This is a genomic window from Streptomyces sp. NPDC046122 (genome assembly GCF_056429965.1).
Map to the genome: position 1 here is coordinate 1 of NZ_JBWKLQ010000031.1, position 12,406 is coordinate 12,406.

Annotated in this window: 7 protein-coding genes; all 7 read right to left on the reverse strand. The window is 71.2% G+C overall.

The features are described 5' to 3' along the window. The coding region (locus AC07FK_RS33630; protein ID WP_479108704.1) for an amino acid adenylation domain-containing protein at positions 1–5,050 on the reverse strand (5,050 nt) is incomplete at its 3' end. A 90-nt stretch (positions 5,051–5,140) separates the two neighbouring features. Further along, entirely contained in the window at positions 5,141–5,356 is a 216-nt protein-coding gene (locus AC07FK_RS33635) for an MbtH family protein (RefSeq protein WP_453407122.1), read from the reverse strand. A gap of 181 nt (positions 5,357–5,537) precedes the next feature. Further along, on the reverse strand, positions 5,538–8,024 hold the full coding sequence (locus tag AC07FK_RS33640) for an ABC transporter permease (protein WP_479108705.1): 2,487 nt from the start codon (positions 8,022–8,024) through the stop codon (positions 5,538–5,540). Beyond that, positions 8,021–8,779 carry an ABC transporter ATP-binding protein gene (locus AC07FK_RS33645; protein ID WP_479108706.1) on the reverse strand — a complete coding sequence of 253 codons (759 nt, stop codon included), beginning with the start codon at positions 8,777–8,779 and terminating at the stop codon, positions 8,021–8,023. The genes AC07FK_RS33640 and AC07FK_RS33645 overlap by 4 nt, the downstream gene beginning before the upstream one ends. After that, positions 8,772–10,133, reverse strand: a complete 1,362-nt coding sequence (locus tag AC07FK_RS33650) for an MFS transporter (RefSeq protein WP_479108707.1) — start codon at positions 10,131–10,133, stop codon at positions 8,772–8,774. Before AC07FK_RS33650 ends, AC07FK_RS33645 begins: the two co-directional genes overlap by 8 nt. Beyond that, complete coding sequence (locus AC07FK_RS33655) at positions 10,130–11,047, reverse strand: ornithine carbamoyltransferase (RefSeq protein ID WP_479108708.1); 918 nt, start codon at positions 11,045–11,047, stop codon at positions 10,130–10,132. Before AC07FK_RS33655 ends, AC07FK_RS33650 begins: the two co-directional genes overlap by 4 nt. Positions 11,048–11,073: 26 nt before the next feature. Continuing rightward, a partial coding sequence (locus tag AC07FK_RS33660) for a non-ribosomal peptide synthetase (protein ID WP_479108709.1) occupies positions 11,074–12,406 on the reverse strand: 1,333 nt, incomplete at its 5' end.

Genomic DNA, 12,406 nt, shown 5'->3' on the forward strand with positions numbered 1-12,406 from the left:
CGAACCGATCCGCGTACACCGACGACGTCACCGCGACCGACACCCGCGCATCAGCCACCATCCCCGCCACCCGACCCGCCGGCAACACCGGATCCATCGGCACAAACCCACCACCAGCACGCCACACCGCCAACAACGCCACCACCAGATCAACCGACCGATCCAGCAACACCGCCACCGACACCTCAGGCCCCACACCCAACCCACGCAAACGATGAGCCAACCGATTCGCCCGCACATCCAACTCCACGAACGACAACCGCTCACCACCACACTCCACAGCCACCGCACCCGGCGACTCCACCACCCACCGACCCACCAACTCCGGCACCGACACCTCCGGCACCACCACACCCGAATCGTTCCAACCAGTCAGCACCCGCTCACGCTCACCACCCGGCAGAAACACCTCCCGCGCATCACCCTCCACATCCCCGGCCATCGACTCCAACACCGACCGGTACATCGACGCCAAACGGTCGACACCCTCCCGGCCGACGAAGTGACGGTTGGCGGTGATCACCATGAAGCCGGCGCGGGTGGAGACGCCCAGGGGGAACTCAGTCGGGCTGTCGTCGAGCGTGGCGGGGTAGTCGACCAGGTCCTGGTCGACCTGTCGGAAGTTCTGGTAGCTGAAGCGGACGTTCACCAGGCGTTCGCCGGCGCTCAGTTCGCGCTGCATCACGCCCAGCGGGTACCGCCGGTGCGGCCAGACCTCGATCTCCTGGTCGAACACCTGGCGCACCAGGTCGTGCCAGGTTCCGGCTCCCCGGGTGAAGGCGAAGGGCAGCGGGTTGAGGTAGACCCCGTACACCCGCTCGGCGCCCACGGCCTCCGGCCGGGCGTTGGTCACGAGGCCGGTGCAGAAGGTCTCCTCCGGCGTCAGCTGGCTCATGACCTTCAGGTGCGCCGCGTGCAGGACACTCTTGATCGGCACCTTCGCCCTGCTGGCCAGCGTCCGCAGCCCGGCCTCCAGGTCGTGGTACGGAACCCAGGCGCGCAGCAGGCCGCGCGGCGTCTGCTCCGGGTCGTCGCCCCAGCCGGCGGGCAGCTCGAACGGGGCATTGTCCTTCAAAACCGTCCGCCAGTAGTCGCGGTCCTCTTCCCCGGCGAGGGAGACCAGTTCCGCGGCGATGAAGTCGGCGTACCGCACGGCGGCGGGTTCGGGCTCCTCGACCGGGCGGCCGTCGCGCAGCGCGCGGTAGGTGGTGGCCACCTCCATCAGCAGCGAGTGGTGGCTCCAGCCTTCGAGCACGGCGTGGCACTCGGTCAGGGTGAGCCACCAGGCGCCGTCGTCGCAGGCGTGCCCGGTGAAGCGGATGAGCGGGGCCCGGGTGAGGTCGAAGAGGCGTGAGCGCTCCTCGGCCATGAACGCCCGCAGCGACCTCTCGACGGCGTCGCCGTCGAGACCGCGCAGGTCTCGTACGGCGACCGGCGAGGTGACGTCGGACGCGGCGTGGACGAGTTGCAGCGGTACCGAGTAGCCCTCGATGGCGAAGGAGGTGCGCAGGACCTCGTGCCGGGCGAGCACGGTGTCCACGGTCCGCTGGAGCACCTCGCCGTCGAACGGCCGGTCGTCGAGCATCCTGAAGCAGGTCGAGTTGTGGTAGTGGTTGCGGCCGTCGTCGGCGAGCATCTCGACGACCATGCCGAGCTGCACCTGCGCCAGCGGGTAGGCGTCCACGAGTCCCGCCGGGAGCCGGTCGAGGTCTTCGGGGGCGAGCAGCGCGAAGGGCTCGACGGCCGGTTCAGCCTTGGCGGGAGCGGGGCGCCCGGTGGCGAACGCGACGAGTTCGGCGGGGGTCCGGTGCTCGAACACGTCGCGGACCGTCACGTCGTACTCGCCGTCGCGCAGCGCGCCGACGAGGGCGACAGCGCGCAGCGAGTCGCCGCCGAGGTCGAAGAAGTTGTCCTCGACGCCGACCTGCTCGACGCCGAGCACCTCGCGCCAGACGGCGACCATCTGCTCCTCGGCCGCGGTGCGCGGCGCGACGTGGACGGTCTCGACGCCGAGGGCGCCGCGGTCGGGGGCGGGGAGGGCGGCCTGGTCCAGCTTCCCGTTGACGGTCAGGGGGATCTTCCCGACGACCAGGAAGGCCGTCGGGATCATGTAGTCGGGGAGCGTACGGGCCAGCAGGGTCCGCAGTTCGCTGGGCGCCGCCACGGCGTCGCCGGTGGGTACGACGTAGGCGACGAGCCGGCGGTCGCCGGGGGTGTCCTCCCGGGCCACGACGACGGCGTCCCGTACGCGCGGGTGGGTGGTCAGCGCGGCCTTGATCTCGCCCAGTTCGATCCGGTGGCCGCGGATCTTCACCTGGTGGTCGATGCGGCCCAGGTAGTCCAGGCTGCCGTCGGGCCGTCTGCTCGCGAGGTCGCCGCTGCGGTACAGCCGGGCGCCCGGCTTCCCGTACGGGTCGGGCACGAAGCGTTCGGCGGTCAGGGCCGGGCGGTTGAGGTACATCCGGGCGACGCCGGGGCCGCCGACGTGGATCTCGCCGGGCACTCCGACCGGGACCAGCTCACCGTGCGGGCCGAACAAATGGACCTGGAGGTCGCGCAGCGGGGCGCCGACGGCGTTCCCGGTGTCGGACTCCAGGTCGGCCTCGGTGAGCTCGTGGTACGTGGTGTGGACGCAGGTCTCGGTGATGCCGTACAGGTTGATCAGCGCGGTCCGTTCGAGACCGCGGCGGTCGACCCAGGGCTTGAGGGCCGGGATGTCCAGACGCTCGCCGCCGAACGCCACCGCTCGGACGGCGAGTTCGTCGATCAGCGGGTTCCCGTCGGCGGCGAGGGCGACCAGGCCGCGGAAGGCGGACGGGGTCTGGTTGAGGAGTGTCACCCCCTGTTCGGTGAGCAGGCGCAGGAAGTCCTCGGGCGAGCGGGCCACGTCCGGCGGGACGACGACGAGCCGGCTGCCGTAGGCGAGGGCGCCCCAGATCTCCCAGACCGACATGTCGAAGGCGTACGAGTGGAAGAGCGGCCACACGTCGTTCTCCGTGAAGCCCAGGTGCTCCTCGGTCGCGGTCAGCAGGCGCAGGACGTTCGTGTGGCTGAGGCCGACGCCCTTGGGGCGGCCGGTGGAGCCGGAGGTGTAGATCGTGTAGATCAGGTCCTCGGGGACCGCACCGGAGGCGGGGTTGCCGTCCGGGGCGGCGGCCAGGGCCGCCGCGTCCGCCTCGTCGTCCAGCACCACGAGCAGGCCCTCGGCGACGCCGGCCAGGTGCGCCGCGTGCGCCGTGGAGGTGACGACGATGCGGGCGCCTGCGTCCTTCAGCGTGTAGCCGATGCGGTCGGCCGGGTGTTCCGGGTCCAGAGGAAGGTAGCCGGCCCCCGACTTGAGCACGCCGAGCAGGGCCGGCACCAGGTCGAGGTCCCGGTCCAGGCTTACGCCGACGAGTGTGCCGGGGCCCGCGCCGTGGGCCCGCAGGTGGTGGGCGAGCCGGTTGGCCCGGGTGTTGAGCTCGGCGTAGCTCAGCCGCCGGTCGCCGCAGACGACGGCGATCGCGTCGGGGGTCTCGGCGGCCCGGTCCTCGACGAGTTCGTGGACGCAGCGGTCGGGGGCCTCGAAGGAGCGCTGTGCGGGGAGCAGGACGGCGAGGTCCGACGCGTCCAGCATGTCGAGGCGGGAGAGCCGCAGGTCCGGGTCGGTGACGGCGGACTCGACGAGGCGGACGAAGTGCCGGGCCATGCGCTCGACGGTGGAGCGGTCGTACAGGGCGGTGCTGTACTCCAGTGCGCCCTTGACCGATCCGTCCGCCGACTCGCTCAGCTGGAGGGTCAGGTCGAAGCGCGAGACCCGGGAGGCCGCGCTCAGGGTCCGCGCCTCGACGCCGGGGAGGCGGAAGTCGCGGGTGCGTTCCTGGTGCATGGTGAAGGCGACCTGGCACAGGGGCGTACGGGACAGGTCCCGTACCGGCACCAGCTCGTCCGCGATCTTCGCGAACGGGTACTCCTGGTGGTCGAAGGCGTCCAGGACGGTCTCGCGGGCTCCGGTGAGCAGTTGCCGGAACGTCGGGTCGCCCTGCCAGCGTCCGCGCAGGACGAGGGTGTTGACGCCGTAGCCGATGAGCTGTTCCAGCTCGGGCCGGCCGCGGCCCGAGACGACGGTGCCGACCGCGATGTCGTCGCGCCCCGTGTAACGGGAGAGCAGCGCCTGGTAGGCGGCGAGCAGACTTTGGAACGGGGTCGCCCCGTGGGCGGAGCCGAGGGCGCGCAGCCGCCGCGCCACCGGCCCGGGTATCTCGACGGGCACGGCGTCGCCGGCGTAGCTGCGGGAGGCGGGGCGGCGGCGGTCGGTGGGGACTTCGAGGGGGGTGAGGCCCGCCAGCCGCTCCCGCCAGTGGTCGCGCTGCCTGGTCAGGTCGTCGCCGGCGAGGCGGGTGTGCTGCCAGGCGGCGTAGTCGGCGTACTGCACGGCCATCGGCGCGAGCGGGGACGGCCGGTCCTCGCAGAACGCCCCGTACACCTCGGAGAGTTCGGACATGAAGAGGCCGACGGACCACTCGTCGCAGGCGACGTGGTGGAAGACGACGACCAGCAGGTGGTCGTCTGCTGAGACCCGGATCAGCCGGGCCCGCAGCGGCGAGCCGTTCTCCAGGTCGAAGGGGCGGCCGGGCTCGGCCTCGGCCAGCGTGAGGGCGCGCCGTTCGCGTTCCGCGGGGTCCTGTGTGTCCGAGACGTCGTCGACCGGAAGGACGAAGGGGGCGGGAGGGTCGATCAGCTGGACCGGCTCGGCGCCTTCGAGGCGGTACCGGGTGCGCAGGATCTCGTGCCGCTTCACCAGTTCCCCGAAGCTGCGGCGCAGCACCTCGGTGTCCAGCGGGCCGTGCAGCCGGAGTCCGACCGGGACGCTGTACTCCCAGCTGTCCGGGTCGAGGCGGCTCAGGAACCACATCTGCTGCTGACCGTGGGAGAGCGCCAGCGGTCCGCCCCGGTCGACCGCCGCCACCGCGGTACGCCGGCCGCTACGGCCTCCGGCGAGCCGGGCGCGCACCAGTTCCTCGCGCCTCTCCTCGGCCTGCCCGTCCGTGCGAACTTCGCCAGTACTCATGCTGAGCGCCCCTCCCGACCTTCGTTCGTTCTGATACGTCTCACTGGGTGTCCTGCGTGGTGCCGCCGGCCGGGCCGGCGGCCGCGTCGCTCAGGCGCCGGCCTTGTCCATGCGGCGGCGCAGGCTCGCCGGCCGCATGTCCGTCCAGACCTCTTCGATCCGGTCCAGGCAGACCTGCCGGGCGCCCTCGGTGCCCTCGGCGTGCCAGCCGGCCGGCAGCTCCCGGTCCGCGTCCCAGATGGAGTACTGCTCCTCGTCGTTGAGTACGACCCGGTAGACGCGGTTGTCGGTCTGCTCGTCAGGCATGTCGGTTTCCCTTCGGTGGTCGGATACGCACTCAGCTTCGAACGCCCGCCTATACCGGCCCTCTACTGGACGCATCACTGGACACACGCGCCCCACAACGCAGCACGCGGCCCGGTCCCGTCGGGGGAGGCGGGACCGGACCGCGTGGGTCTGGGTGGTACGGGGTGGGACGGCGCCCGGGCTACTCGCGGGAGCCGGCGAACTGGACGACCCGCGCCCGCAGCGCCGCGCCGACCGGCAGCACCGTGCCGATCACCGCCAGCAGGGTGGACACGACGGCGACGGCGACGACCGTGTACGGCACGACGATCGGTGTCGTGCCGAACAGTTGCAGCAGCGCGCTCCACAGTCCGGCCAGGTTGACGGCCGTGGCCGCGAGGGCCAGCGCCACTCCGATGGCGGAGACCAGCAGGGACTCGGCGACGAAGAAGCGCAGGACCTGTTTCGGCGTCGCCCCGGCCATCCGCAGCACCGCCAGGTCGCGGCGCCGGTCGGCCGTGGCCATGAGCAGGGTGTTGAGGATCGCGATGAAACAGAACACCATGATGATCACCGCGGTGGAGCGCTGCCGCACCTCGGTCAGATGGCGGGCGTACGCGCTCTCGGAGGCGATCAGCTGGTCCCGGGTCATGAAGGCCGCTCCGCTGCCGGCCACCGCCTTGCGGATCTCGGCGGTGACGGCGGCCCGGTCGGCGCCGGCGTCCAGTGTGACGTAGGCACGCCGGGCGAGGCCGTCGCGGGCGTAGGCCGCCGACGCGGCGAACCGCTGCGGCAGGTAGGCCACGTCCTCACCGCGCAGGGCCTTGTACGTCGCCGCGATGCGCAGCTCGACGCTCTCGCCGTCGGGCATGCGGACGGCGAGCTTCGAGCCGACGTCCATGCCCCACAGGTCGGCCACGGCCGTGCTGTTCTCGTCGAGATCGTCCAGGGAACCGTCGACGATCTTCAGGTCCATCGTCTTCCTGAGCGCGGCGGGGTCGACCACGAGCCCGTCGTTCTCGTCGTACCGGTTCTCGTCCTTCGTGTAGACGGTGGTGAGGATGGGGGCGGCGACGTGTACGCCGTCGATCCGCGCCACGCGCTCGACCACCTGCGGGCTGATGCCCGGAGTGCCGTCGGGCGCGAGCACGTACGGCGAAGCGACCTGGTTGCGCAGCCCGTGGTCCCGTGCCGCCCCGAGCGAGTCGGTGGCGGCGAGCAGCGAGAAGGCGAGCCCGACGGTGAGGAGTACGGGCGCCGCCGTGGCCGCGGTACGCCGCCGCGAGGTCAGCGCGCTCTCCCGCACCAGCATGGCGGTGGGGCCCGAGGCGCCCCGGAAGGGCAGCATGAGCAGCTTGGTGAGCGGTCCGACGACGAGCGGCGCGAGCACCGCGGCCGCCAGTACCGGCACCATCAGCGACATGACGTACGTCGTGGGCGACAGGACGCTCGTCGGGTCGGCGACGGCGATCCACGCAGTCCATCCGACGCCGCCCACCAGGGCGGCGACGCCGAGCAGGGCCCGGCCGGGCGTCACCCCGGTGTCGTCGGCCGACGCCTCGCGCAGTGCCTCGACGGGGCGGATCGCACCGGCCCGCCGGGCGGCGGCGACCGCGCCGCCGACGGCCACCAGGAGTCCGGTCAGGAAGGCGGCGGCGAGCGGCGCCAGGACGGTCCAGTGCAGGGACGGTTCGACGGTGAACCACTCGGGCGAGATGTCCATCGCGATGAGCATGTCGGCGAGCAGTTGCGCGCCGAACAGGCCGAGTGCCGTGCCCAGCGCCGAGGCCACGATGCCGACGAGCAGTGCCTCGTTGCGCACCATCTTGCGCACCTGTTTCGGCGTGGCGCCGACGGTGCGGAGCAGGGCGACCTCGCGGCGGCGCTGGATCACCGCGAACGCGAAGGTGGAGGCCACCACGAAGATCGCGGTCGTGCCCGCCACACTGGCCATCACCGGAACGAGCGTGATGGTGTTGTCCAGCGTCTCGCGGTCGCTCGCCTCGCTGGCGTCCGCCTTGTGACGGTCCTGGCCGGTGAGCACCGCGGCGCTGTCGCCGACGGCCGCGCGCACCTCTGCCACCGGGCCGAGCGCCACCAGGGACTCGACGCGCGGGGAGAGGCGGGCGGCCTCCTCGTCGGTGAAGAAGACCGCGTCCTCCCAGCCGACCGGGGCGACCGTGCCGCTCACGGTGTACCGCTCGACGCCGGAGGCGGTCAGCACCGTCACCTTGTCGCCCGTGGCGGCCTGGTCGGAGGGGACCACGATCTCCTCGGCCGCCGAGGGCTCCTCGCCGTCGGTGAGCCGGTAGCCGCCGAACCGGGCCACCGGCCAGGGGTGGCCGATCTGGTCCTTCGGGCCGCCTTCGAGCTGGGCGTAGAAGGCGCGGTCGACCACCGTCTCGCCGGTGGCGGCGACCTTCTCGCGCAGGGCGGCCGAGATGCCCTGGGCCGCCGGCAGGGACCGTACGCCCAGGTCGTGATGGGCCGGGTCCCAGTCCGGGTCCGACGCCTGCACCACGGCCGGGGCCTGGGCGAAGCGTTCCACCGGCCGGTCGGGCAGGTCCAGCATGGTCGTCATGAGTACGCCCATGGCCGCGACCTGCGCGACCCCGAGCACCAGGGCCACGACGGTGCCGAGGAACGACACCCAGCGTGCCCGCAGGGTCTGGAAGGCCACCCTGATCACGTGGACACCGCCAGGTCCGTCATCCGCGCGGCGACCGCCTCGGCGGTGGGCGAACGCAGTTCGCCGACCAGGCTGCCGTCGGCGAGGAACACCACGCGGTCCGCGTACGCGGCCACGTTCGGGTCGTGCGTGACCATCACGATCGTGGTGGTGACCCGGTCCTCGTGCCCCGGCGCGGCGGGGCCGCCCGCGAGCCGGCGCAGCGTGTCCAGCAGTTCCCGGCCCGTGGTGAGGTCGAGGGCGCCGGTGGGCTCGTCGGCGAAGAGCACGGCCGGGCGGACCACCAGCGCGCGGGCGATGGCGACGCGCTGCTGCTGGCCGCCGGAGAGCTGGCCCGGCCGGCTGCCGGCCTTCTTCTCCAGCCCCACCTGGGCGAGGGCCTGCTGTACGTCCCCGCGCCGGGGCTTCTGGCCGGCCAGGCGCATCGGGAGCGCCACGTTCTGCTCGGCGGTGAGCGACGGCAGCAGGTTGAACGCCTGGAAGATGAACCCCGTGGTGGCGCGGCGCAGTTCGGTGAGCTGCGTCTCGTTCAGGCCGACGATGTCCTTGCCGTCGAGGAACACCCGCCCCGACGTGGGCCGGTCGAGCCCGGCGGCACACTGCAGGAGAGTCGACTTGCCGGACCCCGACGGGCCCATGATGGCCGTGAAGCTGCCGCGGGGAAAGGACAGACCTATCCCGCGCAGCGCGGTCACGGTGCTGTCCCCGGATCCGTAGGTCTTGGTCAGCGACTCGAGCCGCACTGCGTCATCCATCGATTCTCCGCAATTCCAGGGTGGTGAGGGGATCGGCCGTCGAGCCGTCCGCTACGGCGACCGGTTCGGGCCGTACGGGCGGTTCGCTGTCCTGCCGGTCCTCGAGCGCCGCACCCCGCCGCGTGAAGACCACGGCGGCCACGACAGCGAGCACGGCCATCACGCCCGACACGACCATCAGCGTCTGCCGGGTGCCGATCGCCTCCAGCAGATACCCGGTCCCGAGCGCACCGAGTGAACTCGCCCCCGACACAAGGAGCATGACGACACTGCCGACCCGCCCCTGCATGTTGTTGGGGGTGATGCGCACCTGGTAGGACATGCCGGAGACAGTAACAGCGGCTCCTATATGCGACGTTATGAAGAAGAGAACGCCAAGTGCCACCGGTTGTCTGAAAAATACCGCTGCCGGCATGACGAGCGCCCAGGACGCGTGCGCGAGGATCATGATCTGGCGCATCGCCAGCCGCTTGTTCAGCCAGCCACCGGCCAGCGCCCCGAGCAGCCCGCCCAGGCCGCCGCATGCCATGATCAGCCCAATCGTGCCCGCGGCGCCTCCGTCCTCCCTGACCACGACGGCCACGGTGAGGATGAGCCCCTGGAAGACCAGGTTGCTGACGGCGATGATCAGCAGCGCCGTACGGAAATAGGCTCGATCCCACACCCAGCGCAGCCCGGCCGCGATGTCGGAACGCATCGTGCGGCGCTTGCCACCGCCCCGTCGTACCGGCGGCTCCTGGGTGCCGCGCAGCCTCAGGAGCGTGATCAGGGAGAGCAGGTACAGACCGACGCTGGACATGAACGGTATCCAGGCCGAGAGGCCGAACATGGCGCCGCTGACCGGATGTCCGACGAAGTTGACCCCCCTGGACCGGGCCTCGTTCGTCGCCATCGCGGCCCCCAGCTGCTCGGCCGGCACGACACCGCGGACCATGGCCCGCTCGGACAGCTGGTAGAAGACGGTCATGCTGCTCTGGATGAAGGCCACCGTCGCGATGTGCCAGACCCAGACACTGTCGCCCACGAGCGACACGGCCACGGTGGCGACCGCCACCATCCGCACCACGACGCACGTCATCATCACCCGCCGCCGGTTCAGACGGTCCACCATGACTCCGGCCGGCAGCTGGACCAGCAGGGCCGGCAGCAGCCCCGCGAAGCCGACAAGACCGGCCGCGCTTTCCGAACCGGTGTGCCACAGCACGAGCAGCGTGAACGCCATGCCGGAGCAGCGCTCCGCCATGACGGACATCGCCGATCCGGTCCACAGCAGCCGGAAGTCGCGGTAGCTGCGCAGGCTCGGCAGCGCCTGCTTGCTTCTCCGCCCGGCTCCGTCTCCCCCCTTTCTTCTCATCGACGGTCGGCCCAGCACCATTCCAGGACAGCCATCGCGCTGTGCAGCTTGTGCGTGGCCTGGGTGAAGGCGATGCTCGCCGGCCCGTCCAGCACCTCGGCGGTGACCTCCTGGCCGCGATGTGCGGGGAGGTCGTGCAGGAAGACCGCGTCGGGGCTCTCGTCCCACAGTTCACCGGTGACCTGGAACGGTGCGAAGACCTCCCGCCAGTCGGCGGTCGGTTTACTGGTCCCGGTGGTCTGCCAACGCGTGGTGTAGACGACGTCCAGGCCGGAGGGCGGGGCGGCCATGTCGTGCTGCTCCGACACCTTCGCGCCGCTGCGCGCCGCCTGTTCGACGGCGGTGGCGAGAATCCCCGGCGCCACGCCGTAACCGGGCGGGGTCCGCAGCTCCAGTTCGACCCCGGGAAAGCGGGACAGGGCCAGGGCGAGAGCGGCGGCGCTGTTGTTGCCCTCGCCGACGTACAGGACGCGCAGGCCCTCCACGCGGCCGAAGTGGTGCTGCAGGGTGGTGAGGTCGGTCAGCCCCTGCGTGGGGTGCTCCTCGGCGCTCATCGCGTTGACGACCGACATCTCGCCGGCGGCCGCCCAGGTGCGCATCTCGTCGGTGGCGTCCGCGGTTCGGGCGACCAGCATGTCCAGCATCCCGGAGAGCACCCTGCCGGTGTCCTCCGTGGTCTCCCCCGTCTTGAGTTGCAGGTCGTCGGGGCCGAAGGTCACGGCCTTCGCGCCGAGCCGCAGCGCGCCGCTGGTGAAGGCGGTACGGGTGCGGGTGGACGTACGCCGGAAATAGATCCCGACGATCGCGTCCTCCAGGGACTTCGTCCTGGCCCCGGCCGCGAATTCCGCTCCGCGCTCGACCATGGCCCGCAGGTCGTCGTCGCTCAGGTCGCTGATGGAGATGAGGTGTCGCATGGGCACGCCCTTCGTGTCGCGGGGGGTCAGTGGGACTCGGTGAGCACGGCGTCGATCTCGGCCCGGATCCGGTCCTCGATCTCGACGGCGAGCTGCGCGATCGTCGGGCTCTCGAAGGCGACGCGCATCGGCAGGTCGAGGTCGAACTCGTTCTGCAGCCGCGAGACCAGCCGGACCGCGAGGATCGAGTGGCCGCCCAGGTCGAAGAAGCTGTCCTGCGTGCTCGCTTCCTTGCCCAGCAGTTCGCGCCAGATGGCGGCGATGCGCTCCTCGGCGGGGGTGGCCGGGGCGATGAACGCGTCCCCGGCTGTGCCCTCGGGGTCGGGAAGGGCGCGGCGGTCGGTCTTGCCGTTGGCGGTCAGCGGGATCGCGTCGAGCTCGACGAACACCGACGGCACCATGTACGCAGGCAACGACTCACCAAGCCGCTCGGCCAACCCCGCACCACTGCCCACGACATAGGCGATGAGCCGCTGGTCCTCCGACACCACCACCGTGGCGTCCGCGACCTGCGGATGAGCGATCAACGCCGCACGGATCTCACCCAGCTCGATACGGTAACCCCGCACCTTGACCTGGTCGTCCATACGCCCCAGGAACTCCACCGCACCATCAGCGCGCCACCGCACCAGGTCACCCGTGCGATACAACCGCGCACCAGCCGGCCCATAGGGGTCCGGCACGAAACGCTCAGCGGTCACACCCGGGCGAAACGCGTAACCCCGCGCCACACCCGTGCCACCGACAAACAACTCCCCCACCGCACCCACCGGCACCGGCCGCAACCCCGCATCCAGCACCCGCATCACCATGTTCGGCAACGGACGACCAATCGGCACCACACCCTCATGCGCCTCCACCAACGGGAACACACACGTCCCCACCGTCGCCTCCGTCGGACCGTACTCATTCACCACACGGCCCACACCCAGCAACACCCGCCAACGCTCCACCAGAGCACCCGGCAAAGCCTCACCCGCCACCACCACACGAGAGGTGAGTGAACGAACCTCCTCATCCGACAACTGGCCCGACAAAACCTCCAGATGACCCGGGGTGAGCTTCATGAACGAGAACGGACCCGACTCCACCAAGCCCGCACCCAGCTCCGTCAACTCACCGTCCCACAACCACACCCGCCGACCCGAGGCCAACGGCGCCCACACATTCGGCACCACCAAATCGAACGCCACCGAAGAAAACACCGGCGCACCACCCGGAGCCGAACCCACCAACTCCCGCACCGCCCAGTCCACATGATTGGCCAGACCCCGATGCGAAACCTGCACACCCTTCGGCCGCCCCGTCGAACCCGACGTGAACACCGTGTACGCCACCGCGTCGAGATCCACATCAACC

Excerpts from the sequence above, each read along its gene's own strand:
- AC07FK_RS33635 (WP_453407122.1), bottom strand. The coding sequence starts at position 5,356 with ATGCCTGACGAGCAGACCGACAACCGCGTCTACCGGGTCGTACTCAAC.
- AC07FK_RS33645 (WP_479108706.1), bottom strand. The coding sequence starts at position 8,779 with ATGGATGACGCAGTGCGGCTCGAGTCGCTGACCAAGACCTACGGATCC.
- AC07FK_RS33650 (WP_479108707.1), bottom strand. The coding sequence starts at position 10,133 with ATGAGAAGAAAGGGGGGAGACGGAGCCGGGCGGAGAAGCAAGCAGGCG.
- AC07FK_RS33655 (WP_479108708.1), bottom strand. The coding sequence starts at position 11,047 with ATGCGACACCTCATCTCCATCAGCGACCTGAGCGACGACGACCTGCGG.